The organism is Marinobacterium marinum, from assembly GCF_013868415.1.
GTDB classification, from domain to species: Bacteria; Pseudomonadota; Gammaproteobacteria; order Pseudomonadales; family Balneatricaceae; genus Marinobacterium; species Marinobacterium marinum.
The window spans coordinates 35,658-51,919 of sequence record NZ_JACEMT010000055.1 but is presented as its reverse complement, the minus strand read 5'-3'; the positions used below and the strand labels follow the sequence as shown (position 1 = coordinate 51,919).

20 protein-coding genes are annotated in these 16,262 nt (G+C 59.3%); 6 read left to right on the top strand and 14 right to left on the bottom strand.

Features of this window, described 5'->3' with window-relative positions:
- Positions 1–4: 4 nt before the first annotated feature.
- The 3 genes from H1S06_RS14715 to rep all read right to left on the bottom strand — a co-directional run bounded on the left by H1S06_RS14715 (position 5) and on the right by rep (position 2,968).
- Positions 5–265, bottom strand: a complete 261-nt coding sequence (locus tag H1S06_RS14715; RefSeq protein WP_181741548.1) for a hypothetical protein — start codon at positions 263–265, stop codon at positions 5–7.
- A gap of 2 nt (positions 266–267) precedes the next feature.
- Positions 268–873 carry a YjaG family protein gene (locus H1S06_RS14710; protein ID WP_181741546.1) on the bottom strand — a complete coding sequence of 202 codons (606 nt, stop codon included), beginning with the start codon at positions 871–873 and terminating at the stop codon, positions 268–270.
- Between the two features lie 79 nt (positions 874–952).
- The gene (gene rep / locus H1S06_RS14705) at positions 953–2,968 is read right to left on the bottom strand and encodes a DNA helicase Rep (protein WP_181741544.1); all 2,016 of its coding nucleotides are present in this window, start codon (positions 2,966–2,968) and stop codon (positions 953–955) included.
- Positions 2,969–3,211: 243 nt separating this feature from the next.
- Here rep and H1S06_RS14700 point away from each other — a divergent pair, with 243 nt between their 5' ends.
- Positions 3,212–4,432 carry a putative bifunctional diguanylate cyclase/phosphodiesterase gene (locus H1S06_RS14700; RefSeq protein ID WP_181741542.1) on the top strand — a complete coding sequence of 407 codons (1,221 nt, stop codon included), beginning with the start codon at positions 3,212–3,214 and terminating at the stop codon, positions 4,430–4,432.
- Here the strand turns inward: H1S06_RS14700 and H1S06_RS14695 are convergent.
- Complete coding sequence (locus tag H1S06_RS14695) at positions 4,401–5,915, bottom strand: YifB family Mg chelatase-like AAA ATPase (RefSeq protein WP_181741540.1); 1,515 nt, start codon at positions 5,913–5,915, stop codon at positions 4,401–4,403. The two genes, H1S06_RS14700 and H1S06_RS14695, sit on opposite strands and share 32 nt — an antisense overlap.
- 34 nt (positions 5,916–5,949) lie before the next feature.
- The gene (locus H1S06_RS14690) at positions 5,950–6,240 is read right to left on the bottom strand and encodes an accessory factor UbiK family protein (RefSeq protein WP_181741538.1); all 291 of its coding nucleotides are present in this window, start codon (positions 6,238–6,240) and stop codon (positions 5,950–5,952) included.
- Between the two features lie 268 nt (positions 6,241–6,508).
- On the opposite strand from H1S06_RS14690, the gene glnK (H1S06_RS14680) reads away from it, so the two are divergent.
- The 3 genes from glnK (H1S06_RS14680) (at position 6,509) to glnK (H1S06_RS14670) (ending at position 8,635) form a co-directional block, all read left to right on the top strand.
- Positions 6,509–6,847: a P-II family nitrogen regulator gene (glnK, locus tag H1S06_RS14680; RefSeq protein ID WP_181741534.1), complete on the top strand. Its 339-nt coding sequence runs from the start codon at positions 6,509–6,511 to the stop codon at positions 6,845–6,847.
- A gap of 33 nt (positions 6,848–6,880) precedes the next feature.
- The gene (locus H1S06_RS14675) at positions 6,881–8,155 is read left to right on the top strand and encodes an ammonium transporter (protein WP_181741532.1); all 1,275 of its coding nucleotides are present in this window, start codon (positions 6,881–6,883) and stop codon (positions 8,153–8,155) included.
- A gap of 141 nt (positions 8,156–8,296) precedes the next feature.
- Entirely contained in the window at positions 8,297–8,635 is a 339-nt protein-coding gene (gene glnK, locus H1S06_RS14670) for a P-II family nitrogen regulator (protein ID WP_181741530.1), read from the top strand.
- Positions 8,636–8,678: 43 nt separating this feature from the next.
- Here glnK (H1S06_RS14670) and H1S06_RS14665 read toward each other — a convergent pair whose 3' ends face one another.
- The gene (locus tag H1S06_RS14665) at positions 8,679–8,894 is read right to left on the bottom strand and encodes an entericidin A/B family lipoprotein (RefSeq protein WP_255483147.1); all 216 of its coding nucleotides are present in this window, start codon (positions 8,892–8,894) and stop codon (positions 8,679–8,681) included.
- Positions 8,895–8,952: 58 nt separating this feature from the next.
- Here H1S06_RS14665 and astA point away from each other — a divergent pair, with 58 nt between their 5' ends.
- The gene (astA, locus tag H1S06_RS14660) at positions 8,953–9,990 is read left to right on the top strand and encodes an arginine N-succinyltransferase (protein WP_181741528.1); all 1,038 of its coding nucleotides are present in this window, start codon (positions 8,953–8,955) and stop codon (positions 9,988–9,990) included.
- On the opposite strand, the gene H1S06_RS14655 is transcribed toward astA, so the two are convergent.
- Both H1S06_RS14655 and H1S06_RS14650 read right to left on the bottom strand, forming a co-directional pair.
- Positions 9,962–11,236 carry a sensor histidine kinase gene (locus H1S06_RS14655; protein ID WP_181741526.1) on the bottom strand — a complete coding sequence of 425 codons (1,275 nt, stop codon included), beginning with the start codon at positions 11,234–11,236 and terminating at the stop codon, positions 9,962–9,964. The two genes, astA and H1S06_RS14655, sit on opposite strands and share 29 nt — an antisense overlap.
- Positions 11,233–11,958, bottom strand: coding sequence for a response regulator transcription factor (locus tag H1S06_RS14650; RefSeq protein WP_255483146.1), 726 nt, complete (start codon positions 11,956–11,958; stop codon positions 11,233–11,235). Before H1S06_RS14650 ends, H1S06_RS14655 begins: the two co-directional genes overlap by 4 nt.
- Before the next feature lie 139 nt (positions 11,959–12,097).
- On the opposite strand from H1S06_RS14650, the gene H1S06_RS14645 reads away from it, so the two are divergent.
- Positions 12,098–12,574, top strand: a complete 477-nt coding sequence (locus tag H1S06_RS14645; protein ID WP_181741522.1) for a Spy/CpxP family protein refolding chaperone — start codon at positions 12,098–12,100, stop codon at positions 12,572–12,574.
- A 52-nt stretch (positions 12,575–12,626) separates the two neighbouring features.
- Here H1S06_RS14645 and H1S06_RS14640 read toward each other — a convergent pair whose 3' ends face one another.
- The 6 genes from H1S06_RS14640 to rpoH form a co-directional block, all read right to left on the bottom strand.
- Entirely contained in the window at positions 12,627–13,064 is a 438-nt protein-coding gene (locus H1S06_RS14640; RefSeq protein WP_181741520.1) for a heme-binding protein, read from the bottom strand.
- Positions 13,065–13,079: 15 nt separating this feature from the next.
- The gene (gene trmB / locus H1S06_RS14635) at positions 13,080–13,772 is read right to left on the bottom strand and encodes a tRNA (guanosine(46)-N7)-methyltransferase TrmB (RefSeq protein ID WP_181741518.1); all 693 of its coding nucleotides are present in this window, start codon (positions 13,770–13,772) and stop codon (positions 13,080–13,082) included.
- Positions 13,773–13,819: 47 nt separating this feature from the next.
- Positions 13,820–14,620, bottom strand: coding sequence for a thiazole synthase (locus H1S06_RS14630; protein ID WP_181741516.1), 801 nt, complete (start codon positions 14,618–14,620; stop codon positions 13,820–13,822).
- Between the two features lie 52 nt (positions 14,621–14,672).
- Complete coding sequence (thiS, locus tag H1S06_RS14625; protein ID WP_181741514.1) at positions 14,673–14,873, bottom strand: sulfur carrier protein ThiS; 201 nt, start codon at positions 14,871–14,873, stop codon at positions 14,673–14,675.
- The gene (locus tag H1S06_RS14620; RefSeq protein WP_181741512.1) at positions 14,851–15,252 is read right to left on the bottom strand and encodes a DUF423 domain-containing protein; all 402 of its coding nucleotides are present in this window, start codon (positions 15,250–15,252) and stop codon (positions 14,851–14,853) included. The genes thiS and H1S06_RS14620 overlap by 23 nt, the downstream gene beginning before the upstream one ends.
- A 97-nt stretch (positions 15,253–15,349) precedes the next feature.
- A complete protein-coding gene (rpoH, locus tag H1S06_RS14615) occupies positions 15,350–16,207 on the bottom strand; it encodes an RNA polymerase sigma factor RpoH (RefSeq protein ID WP_181741510.1) in 858 nt (285 codons plus the stop codon).
- Between the last annotated feature and the right edge of the window lie 55 nt (positions 16,208–16,262).

Sequence of the window (16,262 nt, the reverse complement as noted above, 5' to 3'; positions counted from 1 at the left end):
TTACTCAACGACGGCGGTACAATCCAGCGATACATAGCAGCAGGCCGACCACCGACAGCAGCATGCCACCATTCACCCACAGCGGGTGGCGCACCATAAAGGGCACAAACGGATGCTTGGCCTCGGCCACGTCACACTGTACCGCCAAGTAGTCCCAGGAGCCGCCCTGCTCCAGGCAGGCGTCGGCCAGCGACAGATCGTACATGTACCCCGCCATCAGCAACACGGCCGGCACTACCAACAAAATCAATCCTGCACGCAACATGTTCACTCTTCGTCACTGATACCGATATTGCTGACTCCCTCGTTACGCGCCAGGCCGCGCAGGGAGGCAATAAAGTCCGGATTGGCATGCTTTTGACCGCGCAGGCGCTCCAGCACTTCGTCACGGAAGGCATCCTCCGCCTGCATCAGCTCATGCAGGTTGATCAGCTTGACCAGCTCTTCGTCTGACATCTGATCGTCACCCTGCGTCACTTCCAGGAACGTGGCCACACATTCCCGCGACAGCTGCCCGATGCTGGCGGCAACCGACAGATCCTTTTCCAGAATGCAGTTCAAGGTGGCATTGAGTGCGACAACGGCATCCAGCGCAGGCCAGGCCCCGTACATGTCATATTCGTCCAGGTCCGGCATGTTGGCCTCAACGGCATCCAGCTGTACCTCGAAATTCATTTTGGCTCCAGTGCCCGCCAGGCTGTCCCAGACCCCATCCAGAATCTGGCGCAGCTTGGCAGCATCACCGAACTCGACCAAACGTGCAAAGAGCGCGAAATTGGGGAACATACGCTCGGTCAGCGCTGCCGAGAAGGCTGTCAGCTGCCAGGGCTCGAGGGTCTCCAGCTCAGGCTCTATGTTCAGCAGTTCAGTCATGGGAAATTTCTCCACCTTGGTATCTGTGCATCTATTGTACGGTTTTGCCAGTCTAAGCTGTAGTCATGACAAACAACGCTCAGAAATCATCAAACATGCCCTTGAGACTGTTCAGCGTTGCCCGGCCACGGGCACGGTTCTGCTCCGGTCGGGCTTCCCCCCGGCCTTCATGCTCGACATCTTCCGCCGGCAACTCGTCCAGAAAACGGCTTGGCGTACACTCCTGCCATTCACCAAACTGGCGACGCTGCTTGGCCAGTACCATGGTCAGGGTTTCCTTTGCTCGGGTAATGCCCACATAAGCCAGCCGACGCTCTTCCTCAATGGTATCCATTTCGATGCTGTTACGATGCGGCAGCAGCTCCTCCTCCATCCCCAGCAGAAAGACATGAGGAAATTCCAGCCCCTTGGAGGCATGCAGGGTCATCAACTGAACCCGGTCGGCGTCATCATCCTCGTCCTGTCGATTCAGCATGTCGAGCAGGACCAGGCGGGCGATAGCATCCTCGATCCCGGCCCCCTCGTCTTCTTCCTGCAGACGCGCCAGAGTGGACTGCAGCGATTCGATCAGAAAGTAGACATTCTGCATGCGCTTTTCAGCCACCACCTCGCTGGACGCGTTCTGACGAATCCAGCCGGAATAATCGATGTCGTCAATCAGCTCATGAATGGCCGCAATAGGATCGCCGTCGCGGCAACGTGTATAGAGACGGTCGATCATGGCACAGAAACGGCGCAGCCGGTCCACTCCCTGTGCAGGCAGAACCTGCTCCAGCCCCAACTCGCCACAGGCTTGGAACAGGCTGATTTCGCGCCCGGACGCATACTCGCCCAAACGGTGCAGGGTACTGGGCCCGATCTCTCGACGCGGCAGGTTGATAATACGCAGGAAGGCGTTGTCATCGTCTCGATTGATCAGCACCTTCAGGTAACTCATCAGATCCTTGATCTCGGCTCGCGCAAAAAAGGAGGTTCCGCCACTGAGTTTGTAGGGAATCTGGTAACTCTGCAGTTTCATCTCCACCAGGCGCGCCTGGTGGTTGCCGCGGTACAGAATGGCAAAATCGCGAAAGGCGATCCGCTGCCGCAGGTGACGATCCAGGATCTCGGTCGCGACCCGCTCGGCTTCGGCATCATCATTGCGCGCATGAATGACGCGCAGCGGCTCACCGTAACCCATTTCACTCCAGAGCGTCTTCTCGAATACGTGCGGATTATTGGCAATCAAGGTATTGGCTGCCTTGAGGATGCGACTGGTGGAACGGTAGTTCTGTTCCAGCTTGACGACCTTGAGACTGGGGAAATCAACCTGCAACTGCGCCAGGTTTTCCGGTCGGGCACCACGCCAGGCATAGATCGACTGATCATCGTCCCCGACCACCGTCAGACCGCCACGGTGCCCCACCAACTGGCGCACCAGCCGATATTGCGACAGGTTGGTATCCTGATACTCGTCCACCAGCAGATACTGGATGCGACGCTGCCAGCGTTCCAACACATCCGGGGCCTCCTGAAACAACTGCACAGGCAGCAGAATCAAGTCATCGAAATCGACCGCGTTATAGGCCCTCAGGTGGCTGTTGTACGCGTCATAGACCCGGGCCGCCAGAATATCTTCGGGCAGCTCGGCACCTGCCAGCGCCTGATCAGGCGTCACCATATCGTTTTTCCAGTTGGATATATGGTGTTGAATATCGTTGACCTTGTCGGCATCTTCGTCGTTCTGCAGCATCAGGTCTCGCAACAACGCCTTGGTGTCCTGATCATCAAACAGCGAGAACCCCGTTTTCAGCCCCAGATGCTTGCGCTCTCGACGAATGATCGACAACCCCAGGGTATGGAAGGTCGAAACGGTCAGACCGCGGCTCTCCTGCCCGCTGAGCAACTGGCCGACACGTTCCTTCATTTCACGCGCCGCCTTGTTGGTGAAAGTCACCGCCGCAATCCGCCGCGCTTCGAATCCGGCTTCACGTACCATCCAGGCAATTTTGCGCGTAATAACGCTGGTCTTGCCCGAACCGGCCCCGGCCAGTACCAGCAAGGGACCGCCGATATAGTGCACCGCTTCACGCTGGCGGGGATTGAGTTTGCTCATGACACCTCAAGAAAACATTAAACCTGGTCAAACAACGGCCGACTATACAGGACATCCAGCCGCTCTGAAGCCGAATCTTCGGAGCTGCGACCTGCGATTGCCGCACCCGGTTTCTGGACACCCTGAAACCGTGCTAATCTCGCCCGGGCGATCATACACCGTCGCCTATTATGACATGGCCCCCTCATGAAATTCAGTGCCCGCCACGCGGGATTTATGCCAGCCCGACGGGGAAGCACCAGCATGCCGGTCCGTACCACACCCACAGACTCTTCGCCCCTTCGACCAGCGCTGATTCTGATCAGTCATTCGGTTTCTCTGGAGACTTGCTGGCGGGACTGGCTGCCCGCAGAGTGGGCGGACCGGCTATGCCGATACCACTCGATCGAAGCTGCCCTGCCGATCCTGCAGCAGCCACACACTCCCATTGTTCTGCTGGAGCCAAGTACTCCCGACCAAACACCCGAAGCCTTGCAACAGCTGCGCCGTCACCGCAACCCGCTCCCGGTCATCGTGCTGCACCGCTCACCCCGGGCTCCGGACTGGCAGCCCCTGCTGGCCGATCCCTGGAATGATCACCTGCACCTGCCTACCAGTACACCTGAAACTGCACACCGAGCGCTGCGCTACTGCTGCCAACTGTTGCAGCCCCACACGGTCACACCAGCGTACAATCCCACTGTAGAACCGGGCTATGACCCCGCACTCTGGCGCGCACTGCAACACCAGGAGTTTGAACTCTACTATCAACCGCGTATCAACCTGCGTACAGGCACCTTCTGTGGTGCCGAAGCGCTCACTCGCTGGCATCACCCCAAACGCGGTCTGCTGTCGCCCGACCACTTCATTCCTGCCTGTGAAAGCTCGGGATTGATCGTGCCGCTGGGCTACTGGGTCCTGCAGGAGGTCGGGGCTGCCCTGCCCTCCATGCAGGCGGCCGGGCTGGAAGGCCGCATCGGTATCAACCTGTCGTTTCGGCAATTTCAGGATCGCCAACTGGCTCCCACCATCGAACGGCTGATGCAGCAACAGCACATGGATGCTCGGAATCTGGAATTCGAGCTGACGGAAACCGCCCTGTACCACGATGAGAAACATCTGTGCTCAACAGTCAGCCAGCTTAGTGACCAGGGCGTCGAGTTCTCCCTGGACGATTTCGGCACTGGCTATTCCTCGTTCAGCCTGCTACAGAAACTGCCCATTGCCACGCTGAAAATCGACAAGTCCTTCCTCGACGGTATCCCCGGCAACTCGGACAATGAAGAAATCGTACGTGCCATCATCAGCCTGGCCCACAACCTCAACAAGCAGGTGATCGCCGAAGGCGTGGAAACCCGTGCCCAACTGGACTTCCTGATGCGTCAGGATTGCGATCAGGCACAGGGCTATTTTTTCAGTCGACCCGTTGCCCTGACGCCGTTCCTCAATTTGCTCAGCACCAGCCACCGACAGCAAGCCCTCTGAATGCCAGCGCTTCCAGCAACTGTTCACGCCTCACCTGCGCGAGCCCGGCCAGATCTGCCAGCGTACGTGCCACCCGCAACAGCCGATGACAGGCTCGGGCCGACAATTGGCTCTGCTGCATGACCCGTACCAGCAAAGCCTCGGTCGCCGCATCCAGCGCACAGACCCGCTCCAGCTCGGGTCCCGACAGTTCCCGGTTCATTTTGCCCTGACGCTGCAGCTGCCGTTCCAGCGCCGCGACCACTCGAGCTCGTACAACCGCACTGGATTCGCCCGATCGGCCGGATTGCAGCAGTGTTTCTGCTGGCAGGGCCGGTACCTGCAACTGCAGATCGATCCGGTCCAGAAGTGGGCCCGAGATCTTCATCTGATAGCGCCGAATCTGATCCGGTGTGCAGATACACCGGTCCGTGCCGTCATCATGATAGCCGCAGGGGCAGGGGTTCATCGCTGCAACCAGCTGGAAACGAGCCGGGTAGCGGGTTTGTCGTGCTGCGCGCGAAATCAGTATTTCACCGGTCTCCAGCGGTTCACGCAAGACTTCCAGGACCCGACGAGGAAATTCCGGCAGCTCATCCAGAAACAGCACACCCTGATGTGCCAGCGAGATTTCACCCGGTCGCGGATGGCTGCCACCGCCCACCAGTGCAATGGCCGACGCCGTATGATGCGGATTGCGAAACGGACGAATGCCGGCACAGGCCGGTGTCACGCTCTGACCGGCAACCGAGGCAATCGCAGCGGCTTCCAGGCGCTGATCCACGGCCAACGGCGGCAAGAGTCCCGGCAGCCGGGAGGCCAGCATGCTTTTGCCACTGCCCGGCGGCCCGGAAAAAAGCAGATTGTGCCCGCCGGCCGCCGCAACCTCCAGCGCCCGCCGCGCCTGCAACTGCCCCTTGACGTCTGCCATGTCGGGCACCTGGTGTTCAACCTCGGCCTGATCGGCCGATACAACCGCCGACAGAACCTGCCGGCGTGTCAAATGCGCCACCAGTTCCAGCAGATGTGCGGCTGCAAACACCTCGGTGCCTTCCGCCATCGCCGCCTCGGCGGCATTGTCTCGGGCCACAATCAGGGCTCGTGCCACTTTTCCCGCCGCAACCGCCGCCGGCAGAATGCCCCGCACCGGACGGATATCACCGGACAGCGCCAGCTCACCGATCATTTCAACCGACGGACAAGCCTTCCAGCCCTTGAGTTGTCCCGACGCTGCCAGAATACCTATCGCAATGGCCAGGTCATAACGACCGCCATCCTTGGGCAGATCCGCCGGAGCCAGGTTAATGGTGACACGCCGCTGCGGAAACTCGAAACCGGCCGTGATCAACGCGCTGCGTACACGTTCCCGGCTCTCCTTGACGGCAGTTTCCGGCAAGCCGACGATCGACATGGAGGGCAGGCCTCCGGACAAGTGGATTTCCACCGCAACCGGCGGCGCCTCTATCCCGAGCTGCGCCCGGGTATGAATAACGGCAAGTGACATGGGGCCATCCTTGGCTCAAATGTAGGAAAAAGGATCAGTCGCGGGTGGCGGAGTCCTGTGCCGAACCCTCGAAGCCAGACTCACTGTCGGACTCCAACGCCGCCAGCCGGGCTTCCAGTAGCTCCAGGCGCTCTCGCGTCCGCAGCAGAACGGCTTTTTGGGCATCAAACTCATCCCGCGTGACCAAATCCAGGCGGGCAAAGCTGCTCTGCAGCATGGTGCGAATCTGCCCCTGCAACTCTTGCTGCCCAGGCATTTCGGGACGATGGCTCAACAGCTGGCTGAATTGGCTGGACAGGCTGTCGATCAGTTTCTGGTGAATCATCCGGGTCTCCACGGTTAGAGTATTCTCAGCCTGCACTATAAACCAGAACGGCCGATCAGGTCAGATCCAAAACCATGCACACTTTCAGGGCATGCACCAAAATCGTGCAATATCTCGCCGCGTATTCCACCGCTCCCGCCACCTGAAAAATTCAACCTGTTGTTTTTATTGAAGAATTCAAATTTGGCACGGCCTTCGCAAATATCCGGGCATGGAACGGCTGTCCACAGCGACGCCACCACTCGTATCCAATCAGAGGACCGATGCCATGAAACTGATCTCTGCGATCATCAAGCCATTCAAACTCGATGACGTCCGTGAAGCCCTGTCCGACATCGGAGTACAGGGCATCACGGTTACCGAAGTCAAAGGCTTTGGCCGCCAGAAGGGCCATACCGAACTCTATCGCGGTGCCGAATACATCGTGGATTTCCTGCCCAAGGTCCGCATCGATGCGGCCGTGGCCGATGACATCGTCGATCAGGTGCTGGACGCCATTACCACGGCAGCCCACACCGGCAAAATCGGGGACGGCAAGATTTTTGTCACCCCGCTGGAACAGTCGATCCGCATTCGTACCGGCGAAACCGGTCTGGACGCACTCTGATTCCGATTTCATCCATCTCTGGAGGACCCAACAATGGACACACTGCTGAATTCAACGGCCGGGGACCTGACCCAGCTCAAATACGCGGTCGACACCTTCTATTTCCTCGTGTGCGGAGCCCTGGTGATGTGGATGGCGGCCGGTTTTGCCATGCTGGAAGCGGGCCTGGTACGCGCCAAGAACACGACTGAAATTCTGACCAAGAACATCGCCCTGTATGCCATTGCCTGCACGCTGTACCTGCTGTGCGGCTATGCCATCATGTACAGTTCGGAAGCCGGTGGCGTGGTGCCCAGTCTGGGCGGCCTGATCGGTGATGAGCATTCGCTGGAAACCGTACTGGCCGGTGGCGAGGATACCCCCTATTATTCGGCCCGCTCGGATTTCTTCTTCCAGGTCGTCTTTGTTGCCACCGCCATGTCCATCGTGTCCGGTGCCGTAGCCGAGCGCATGAAGCTCTGGGCCTTCCTGACCTTTGCCATCGTCATGACCGGCTTCATCTACCCGGTTGAGGGCTACTGGACCTGGGGCGGCGGCTTCCTGAGCGTGGCCGGTTTCTCCGATTTTGCCGGTTCCGGTATTGTCCACCTGGCTGGCGCGTCCGCCGCTCTGGCCGGGGTACTGGTGCTGGGAGCCCGTAAGGGAAAATACGGCAAGCACGGTGAAATCAATGCCATCCCCGGTGCCAACCTGCCGCTGGCCACTCTGGGTACTTTTATTCTCTGGCTGGGCTGGTTCGGTTTCAACGGCGGCTCGGAGCTGAAGCTGTCCGATGTCGGCGAAGCCAACGCGGTCGCTCAGGTATTCGTCAATACCAATGCTGCCGCTGCCGGTGGTGTCATCGCCGCCCTGATCACCGCACGCCTCTGGTTCCGCAAGGCTGACCTGACCATGGCCTTGAACGGCGCCCTGGCGGGACTGGTCGCGATCACGGCCGACCCGCTGTCGCCCAGCGCCGAGGCATCGACCCTGATCGGCGCCGTTGGCGGTGTACTGGTGGTACTGGCCATTGTGTCCCTGGACAAGCTGCGCATTGACGACCCCGTAGGTGCCATTTCGGTTCATGGCGTTGCCGGTATCTGGGGACTGCTGGCGGTCCCGCTGAGCAATGCCGACGCCACGCTGGGCGCTCAGCTGCTGGGCATCATCAGTATCTCCGGCTGGGTTTTCGTCAGCAGTCTGCTGGTCTGGCTGCTGCTCAAGGCGACCATGGGTGTCCGTGTCAGCGAGGAAGAGGAATACGAGGGAGTCGACCTGGCCGAATGCGGGATGGAGGCCTATCCCGAATTCACCGGCGGCAAGAAATAATTCCAGACCTCTGCACCACTTTCAGGCTGCGCAGATTATGCGCAGCCTTTTGATTATGGGTATACTGGCGCTCATGGTTTCTCCGCCGATCTTCCGGCTGGAGCGAAGCAGGACAGCCACAGATCTATGAGGACTTGAATGATGAAACTCGTCTCCGCGGTTATCAAGCCGTTCAAGCTGGATGACGTTCGTGAAGCTCTGTCCGATATCGGGATTCAGGGCGTGACCGTTACGGAAGTCAAAGGCTTCGGGCGTCAGAAAGGCCATACCGAACTCTACCGTGGCGCGGAATACGTGGTCGATTTTCTCCCCAAGGTGAAAATCGAGGTCGCCATTGATGATGATATGTTGGAGCAGGTCATTGAGGCGATCAGCAAAACAGCCAATACCGGCAAGATCGGTGACGGCAAGATATTCGTGACCTCTCTGGAGCAGGTCATCCGTATTCGTACCGGCGAAACCGGCCCCGACGCCCTCTGACGAATACCCGGCCCGTGTCTGTCCGGGCCGGGCCCGTATGCCCTCAGTGGCTGGCGCTGCGCGCCGCGTCCCGAATCGCCTCGCCCGCCTTCTCGATATCCTTGCCTGCGCCTTCAATGGTACTGCAGCCACTGGCGGCAGCCCCAAGCGTCAGCACCATCAAGGTGCGCAACAACACACTGACCCATTGCTTGTGCATCATTTCATCCTCGGTGACAATCTCTGGCAAATCATACCCTTGCGCCTTAACGCCTGTCATTATACCGCAACCGCCTATACTCTAAGCTGAATGGTTCCTTGTACTGGAGGCTGATGACATGCTGCGCGTACGTCCGATCACTCCCTCTGACAGCGATCTGCTCAAAATGATCGCCATTGAGTCAGGTACCGGTTTTACCTCGCTCCCCAACGACGAAGCCCTGCTTGAGAACAAGATCGAGCAGTCGATCAGCCATCTGGCCCAGGCCGCCACAGGTCCCTCCTCCGTCACCTATCTGTTCGTACTGGAAGAAACCGACAGCGGCGAAGTACTAGGCACGTGCGGCATCACCTCAGCGGTGGGGCTGGATTCGCCCTGGTACCACTACCATATCGGTACCATTGTACATGCCTCTCATCAGTTGGGTATTTACAATGAATTTCGCACCCTCTACCTGTGTAACGACTACACCGGCAGCAGCGAACTGTGTTCGCTCTACCTGCGCCCGGCCTACCGTGGCAGCGGGGGCGGGGGTCTGCTCTCGCGCGCACGTTTTCTGTTCATGGCCGAACACCGGCAGCGCTTTGCGGATCGGATCATCGCCGAGATGCGAGGCTTTACCGATCAGCATGACAGCAACCCCTTTTGGGAGGGCCTGGGGCAACATTTTTTCTCCATGCACTATCAACAGGCCGACTTCCTGACCGGGTCCGGCAACAAGGTGGTCATCGCCGAACTCATGCCCAAGCATCCCATTTATATACACCTGCTGCCCCCGGAGGCACAGGCCATTATCGGACAGGTTCATCCCAACACCGAGCCCGCCTGCCGACTGCTCAGGGCGCAGGGCTTTCGCTTCGAAAACTATGTCGATATTTTCGATGCCGGCCCCACACTGGCCGCTCACCCGGACGAGGTCGACGCCATTCGTCGCAGCCGCCGCGCCGAAGTGGTCATCGACAGCACACCAGCCCCGGATACGAGCCGCCTCTATCTGGTCAGCAATACCGGCAGCCATGACTTCCGCTGCATCCAGACCAGACTGCAGCCGACTCTGCAGCGTGTTCGTCTGACTCCCGACCAAGCGGCGGCACTGGAGGTTGGCAGCGGTGATGCCGTACGTCTGGTCAGCTTGCCGACGGCAACAAGACTCTAAGTACCAGGCCCCCTTCAGGCCGGTTGGACGCGCTGATATCGCCTCCCAGCTGCTCAATGGCGCGACGGGCGATACTCATGCCCAACCCGAACCCCTCACCACTGCCGTTCTCATCCCGCACAAAAGGCTCGAATAAACGCGGCAATACGTCCGGGGCAACACCCGGCCCCGTGTCAAACAGGCACAGCTCCACACGGCCATCTTCCAGCAACCGGACCACCAGCCCCGCAGCCGTTGCCTCCGGGGTGTGGCGGAGGATATTTTCAATACCGTTCTGCAGCGCCCGGCGCAGCAGCTCGCGCCCCCCCCGATACAGGATTTCCTGGGTCGGCAGCTCCAGCGTGAAGGGGCGTTGCGGCTGGCGCAGTTCGACATCTCCTTCCAGCTCTCGACATAGCGCATGCAGTGAGAATTCATGATCCAGGCCGTCTCTCTGCTGGCGACTGAAACTGAGAATTTCACTGATCAGCGTATCCAGACGCTCGCACTCCCGGTTGATCCTGTCCATCAGCGGCTCGCCATCCCCCAGCCGCTGCTCGATCAGGCCCGCCGCTGCCTGCAGCCGTGCCAGCGGTGCCCGCAGTTCATGGGATACATCCTGCAACAGCCGCTGCTGAGCCAGCAGGGTCTGCTCAACCGATGCCACCATGCGATCGAACTCTCGGGTCAGGTCGCCAATTTCGTCCCGGCGACGACTCAGCCCCTCATCCGCCCTGAGGCTCATGTCCTGCGCCTGGTGCAGATCGCGCACGTGGTCCCGCAGGCGCCGTATCGGTCGCACCACCAGAGCACCCAGCACCAGTCCGGCCAGTCCCGACACCAGCAGAATCAACACCATTTGCAGTGAAAACAGCCGCCCCAGCAGACGATTCACGAAGAAAACATCACGCGGCAGTGCCACACGGGCATGGTACGCCCGGCCGCTGCCGGTCGTCAGCTCCAGCTGCAGTGTCTTGCGCGTCGGCTCCGGCAACCAGGGCATCAACGAGGCCTGTGTTCGGGCATCATACAACCAGAGGGAGGAAGCATGACGCCGCCCCGACTGCTTGTACCAGTCCGGCGCTCCTTCCTCGAAACGCTCCAGCATCAACAGTGCCTGCCCCTTGGCCCGCGCTTCCAGCAGCTCCAGGCGATGGGTCTGATCATAATGGCTGCTCAGCAGCAGAAAGACACTGCCCATGCCAACCAGGCTGACCACCCAGATCACCAGAAACATCTTCCAAAACAGACGCTGGAACCACCTCATACCGGGCTCCTAACGAACTGGTAACCCTGTCCGCGCACGGTCTTGATCAGCTCGCACTGCTCTCCGGCCACCGCCGCCAGCTTCTGTCGTACCCGACTGACATGCACGTCAATGGCACGGTCATAAGCCCCCAGTTCGCGGTGCAACACCCAACGTGTCAGCTCGGCCTTGCTCAGCACGCGACCGGCATACTGCATCAGATAGGCCAGTACGTTGAACTCGGCACTGGTCAGATGCAGCGGCTGACCGGCAAAAACGGCTTCCCTCTGTCCCGGGTCCAGGGTCAGCTCTTCCAGCACCAGCAAACGACTCGGGAAACGACCGTCCATCTCCTCGGCCACAGCGCTACTGCCTGTCTCGCAGCGGCGCAAAATGGCTTTCACACGGGCCGACAGTTCCCGTGGATGACAGGGTTTGGACAGATAGTCATCGGCTCCCATTTCCAGTCCCAAAATGCGATCGATCGCCTCCCCGCGTCCCGTCAACATCAGTACCGGCACATCGCTGAGTGGACGCAGCTGCTGCATCAATTCCAGCCCGGTCATGCCCGGCATCATGATGTCGAGCACCATCAGGTCCGGCCGCTGCCGCGTCAGCGCCTGTAATGCCGTTTCACCTGAGTGAACGCTCTCAACCCGGTAGCCCTCATGACTCAAGTACTCCGCCAGCATGGCGCAAAGTTCACGGTCATCATCGACCAGTAACAGTGTTTTGCTCTGCATTCTCATGCCCTCCTGGCACCATTCTAGCCCGGCTCTTTTTCGACCGACCCGGGCTTTACCTAACTTTACCCCCTGCGTACACAACTTTGCGCCGGCTTCACCCATACTGGCCTGCATATCAATACAGGAGGACCATCCGATGCACGCACGTAAAACGACCGTATCCGCTCTGGCACTGTGTCTGGTTGCAGGCGGCAGCACCCTGGCCTACGCAGGGCCGGGGGCAAAGGGCGACTGCAACTCGGCTGACCGAGCCGGCCAGCGGGGGGAACGAATGACTCGCTATCTGGAGCTGGACGAGGCTCAACAAGCCTCAGTAAAAGCCCTGTTTGCGGACCGGGCCGAACGCCTCAAGGCTGGCCCGGCACCTTCACCGCGAGCGGCTTTGGCCGGTCTGGACCCGAACGCAACCGACTATCAGCAGCAGGTCCAGCGGCACATCAGCGCGATGCAACAGCAACTGGCGGAGCGTATTCAGGACAGGGCCGACTTCAAGGCTTCTCTCTATGCCATCCTGACGCCGGAACAGGAGCAAAAGCTGAGTCAGATGCAGGAACGCAAGCAGCACCGCCGCCACGCACGCGAAGGGCATGGCCGGCCGGGTGATCGCGGCTAATGATCTCCCGCCACCACAAAAAAGGGGGCTTGGCAGCCCCCTGACAGGATGTTCAGTCTGACGTAATACCCAACGCCGCCAGCGCGGCCCTGGCACAGGCGATATCCTGCTCCTGAGAGGCACCGGATACGCCTATGGCACCGATGCATTCCCCTGCCAGTCGTAACGGTAACCCGCCACCCAGCATCAACAGATCAGGATGGGTATCCAGCGCCGCCAGCAGATGAACGTCATCTCCGCTTTTGTCGCGGAAGAAGTTGCTGGGGACCTTGAAGCCCGCAGCCGTGCGTGCCTTGCGCAACGCCAGCGCCGCCGTTTGTGGCGGTGCCTCGTTCAGGCTCAGCTGTACCAGTGGATGCCCACCCCGCCCCACGATCGCGATGCTGACCTGCACCCCCAGGTGCTCGGCCTGCTCACTGGCAGCGGCAATCGCTTTCAGTGCTGCACGGTAGTTCAGGGTCTGCTGCGTAATCGCCAGAGTTTCCGTCATCACACTTTGCTCCCGCTAGTCGGTACGTTCAAACATCAAATCCCAGACACCATGCCCCAGGCGCTCACCGCGCTGCTGGAATTTGGTGACCGGACGCCATTCGGGCTGGGGCGAATACTCCCCAGCACCTGCCTGATTTCGATACCCGTCAGCGGCCGACATGACTTCCATCATGTGCTCGGCATAGTGCTCCCAGTCCGTCGCCATGTGAAAGCAGCCGCCGACCTTCAACTTGCCACGAATTTTCTGCGCGAATTCAGGCTGTACGATACGGCGCTTATTGTGACGCTTCTTATGCCAGGGATCAGGGAAGAACAGCTGTACGGTTTCCAGGCTGGCATCCGGGATACACTGATTCAGCACTTCAACGGCATCGTCACAATAGACACGAAGATTCGTCACCCCCGCTTCGGCGGCCCGTGACAGCAAGCGGCCCACACCCGGCGGGTGTACTTCAATGCCAATAAAATCTTTCTCGGGTGCGCGCCGAGCCATCTCGAGCAGTGAGTCGCCCATGCCAAAGCCAATTTCCACCACCACCGGAGCTTCACGACCAAAGGTTGCAACCAGGTCGAGCATGCCATCCTGCAGCTCGAGACCATAGGTCGGCCAGTTCTCGTCCATGGCACGCTGCTGACCTTCGGTCATGCGGCCGGCACGTACTACAAAGCTGCGGATTCGGCGAATCGGTTTTTGTTCGTCAGTCATTATTACTCTGTCTGTCAGCGAGACTTGTCCAAGCCCCGAAGTTGCGTTTAGCGGCCGTTGATGAGGCCGTCCAGCGGCGAGGACGCACTGGCATAGGCCTTGCGCGGCATACGTACAGCCAGATGAGCTTCACGCCCCGCCTGGACGGCCTTCTGCATTGCCCGAGCCATCAATACCGGATCTTGCGCACCGGCAATAGCCGAGTTAACCAGTACGCCGGCACAGCCCATCTCCATCGCCATCGCCGCTTCAGAGGGCGTTCCGATGCCGGCATCCACCAGAATCGGCACCTTGGCTTCTTCCATGATCAGACGGATATTGTGCGGGTTTTGAATGCCCAACCCCGAACCAATCAGCGATCCCAGCGGCATCACGGCCACACAGCCGATCTCTTCCAGCTGCTTGGCGACAATGGGGTCGTCATTGGTATACACCATGACCTTGAAGCCGTCTCGCACCAGAACTTCCGCCGCCTTGACCGTCTCGATGATGTTGGGATACAGGGTCTTCTGATCGCCCAGCACTTCCAGTTTGACCAGATCATGGCCATCCAGCAGCTCTCGGGCCAGACGGCAGGTCCGCACGGCGTCGGCGGCGTCATAACAACCGGCCGTATTCGGCAGCAGGGTGTAGCGGTCGGGGCTGACAACGTCCAGCAGGTTGGGCTCGTCCGGATTCTGACCTATATTGGTGCGACGCACGGCCATGGTGACAATTTCAGCACCACTGGCCGCTATTGCGGCTCCGGTTTCAGCCATATCCTTATACTTGCCGGTCCCGACCAGCAAGCGTGAAGTAAAAGTCTGTCCGGCAATAACCAGCGGGTCGGTGTTCTCTAGCTCTGACATCAATCTGTACCCTGATATGAAAATGGTTGTAATGGCGCCCTGACTCTTGCTGTCAGCCACCACCAATAGCGTGCACGATTTCGACCTGATCGCCGCCGTTCAAGCGCGTCCCAGCGTGCTCACTGCGCGGAATAATCTCCAGATTCAACTCAATCGCGATCCGCTTGCCGGTCAGTTCGAGCTGCTCGACCAGCTCGGCCAGCGTTATCTGCTCGCCAACCTCCAGAGACTCACCGTTCACCTGAATCTGCATGCTGTTTATCCTGTTGAAAGATCGATACGGCCAGCCCCAGCCAGCCGATGATGAATGCGGTGCCTCCCAGAGGCGTCACCGCTCCCAACCAATGTATACCACTCAGGGCCAGCACATACAGGCTGCCGCTGAAGCAGACGATACCGCCCAAGAACGCCCAGCCGCAAATTTTCAGCCCCAGACTGTTCCGCTGCCGCTGCAGCAAGCCGGTCACCAACAGCGCTCCCACATGCCAGAATTGATATTGTACCCCGGTCTGGAAGACTTCCAGCATGCGAATACTGAGGACCGACTTGAGGCCATGGGCTGCAAAAGCCCCCAACGCAACGGCCAAAGCGCCCAGCAGAGCGGCCATTACCAGTGTAATACGAGCGGACATTGGTTCTCCAAGGTTGCATTATAACGGGTTTGCAGCCGGTGCCCGAAATGAAAAAAGCCGCACAACGGCGGCTTTATCCTTTCATCAACACGAGGCTTCAGGCTTCCAGCATGGCTCCGCGAATTTTCTTCATCGCGTTTTTTTCCAGCTGGCGAATACGTTCGGCCGATACGCTGTATTCCGCCGCCAATTCGTGCAGGGTGGCTTTCTCTTCAGCCAGCCAGCGCCGCGCCAGTATGTTGCGGCTGCGCTCATCCAGCATGCCCATGGCACTGAACAGGCGACGCTGAGAATCTTCTTCCCAGTTGGCCTCTTCCAGCTGCTGCGCCGGGTCGGCCGAGTGATCTTCCAGGTAGGCCGACGGCGACAGGTAGGTGCTTTCGTCATCCTCGCCGGCCGGTGCATCAAAGGCGGTATCAGTGGAGGCCAGGCGGCCCTCCATTTGGCGCACCACCTTGGCATCCACGCCCAGGTCTTCGGCAACGGCAGCTACTTCCTCGTTGGTCATCCAGCTCAGGCGCTTCTTCTGCGAACGCAGGTTGAAAAACAGCTTGCGCTGGGCCTTGGTCGTGGCGATTTTGACGATCCGCCAATTGCGCAGGATGAATTCATGCATTTCAGCCTTGATCCAGTGCACGGCAAAGGATACCAGACGGACTCCCATGGTCGGGTCGAAGCGTTTAACCGCTTTCATCAGGCCAACATTGCCTTCCTGAATCAGGTCGCCCAGAGGCAGGCCATAACCGGAATAGCTGCGGGCAATATGTACCACGAATCGCAGGTGCGACATGACCAGCTGTCGAGCAGCTTCAAGATCGCTCTGATAGTGCAGGCGTTCAGCCAGCTCCCGCTCTTCCTCTACGGACAGAATCGGAATGGCACTCACAGTCTGAACATAGGCATCGACATTGCGGCCCGGTGACAACTGTTCAATAACTTGCAAGCTTGTGCCCATTCAGGAATGACCTCGCAAAACTCTTGGTTCACGTAAATGATATACCGTCAAAACT

What these genes read in the sequence shown, in the direction of transcription:
- H1S06_RS14715 (WP_181741548.1), bottom strand. Translation starts at nt 265, where the DNA reads ATGTTGCGTGCAGGATTGATTTTGTTGGTAGTGCCGGCCGTGTTGCTG.
- H1S06_RS14710 (WP_181741546.1), bottom strand. Translation starts at nt 873, where the DNA reads ATGACTGAACTGCTGAACATAGAGCCTGAGCTGGAGACCCTCGAGCCC.
- rep (WP_181741544.1), bottom strand. Translation starts at nt 2,968, where the DNA reads ATGAGCAAACTCAATCCCCGCCAGCGTGAAGCGGTGCACTATATCGGC.
- H1S06_RS14700 (WP_181741542.1), top strand. Translation starts at nt 3,212, where the DNA reads ATGCCGGTCCGTACCACACCCACAGACTCTTCGCCCCTTCGACCAGCG.
- H1S06_RS14695 (WP_181741540.1), bottom strand. Translation starts at nt 5,915, where the DNA reads ATGTCACTTGCCGTTATTCATACCCGGGCGCAGCTCGGGATAGAGGCG.
- H1S06_RS14690 (WP_181741538.1), bottom strand. Translation starts at nt 6,240, where the DNA reads ATGATTCACCAGAAACTGATCGACAGCCTGTCCAGCCAATTCAGCCAG.
- glnK (WP_181741534.1), top strand. Translation starts at nt 6,509, where the DNA reads ATGAAACTGATCTCTGCGATCATCAAGCCATTCAAACTCGATGACGTC.
- H1S06_RS14675 (WP_181741532.1), top strand. Translation starts at nt 6,881, where the DNA reads ATGGACACACTGCTGAATTCAACGGCCGGGGACCTGACCCAGCTCAAA.
- glnK (WP_181741530.1), top strand. Translation starts at nt 8,297, where the DNA reads ATGAAACTCGTCTCCGCGGTTATCAAGCCGTTCAAGCTGGATGACGTT.
- H1S06_RS14665 (WP_255483147.1), bottom strand. Translation starts at nt 8,894, where the DNA reads ATGACAGGCGTTAAGGCGCAAGGGTATGATTTGCCAGAGATTGTCACC.
- astA (WP_181741528.1), top strand. Translation starts at nt 8,953, where the DNA reads ATGCTGCGCGTACGTCCGATCACTCCCTCTGACAGCGATCTGCTCAAA.
- H1S06_RS14655 (WP_181741526.1), bottom strand. Translation starts at nt 11,236, where the DNA reads ATGAGGTGGTTCCAGCGTCTGTTTTGGAAGATGTTTCTGGTGATCTGG.
- H1S06_RS14650 (WP_255483146.1), bottom strand. Translation starts at nt 11,958, where the DNA reads ATGCAGAGCAAAACACTGTTACTGGTCGATGATGACCGTGAACTTTGC.
- H1S06_RS14645 (WP_181741522.1), top strand. Translation starts at nt 12,098, where the DNA reads ATGCACGCACGTAAAACGACCGTATCCGCTCTGGCACTGTGTCTGGTT.
- H1S06_RS14640 (WP_181741520.1), bottom strand. Translation starts at nt 13,064, where the DNA reads ATGACGGAAACTCTGGCGATTACGCAGCAGACCCTGAACTACCGTGCA.
- trmB (WP_181741518.1), bottom strand. Translation starts at nt 13,772, where the DNA reads ATGACTGACGAACAAAAACCGATTCGCCGAATCCGCAGCTTTGTAGTA.
- H1S06_RS14630 (WP_181741516.1), bottom strand. Translation starts at nt 14,620, where the DNA reads ATGTCAGAGCTAGAGAACACCGACCCGCTGGTTATTGCCGGACAGACT.
- thiS (WP_181741514.1), bottom strand. Translation starts at nt 14,873, where the DNA reads ATGCAGATTCAGGTGAACGGTGAGTCTCTGGAGGTTGGCGAGCAGATA.
- H1S06_RS14620 (WP_181741512.1), bottom strand. Translation starts at nt 15,252, where the DNA reads ATGTCCGCTCGTATTACACTGGTAATGGCCGCTCTGCTGGGCGCTTTG.
- rpoH (WP_181741510.1), bottom strand. Translation starts at nt 16,207, where the DNA reads ATGGGCACAAGCTTGCAAGTTATTGAACAGTTGTCACCGGGCCGCAAT.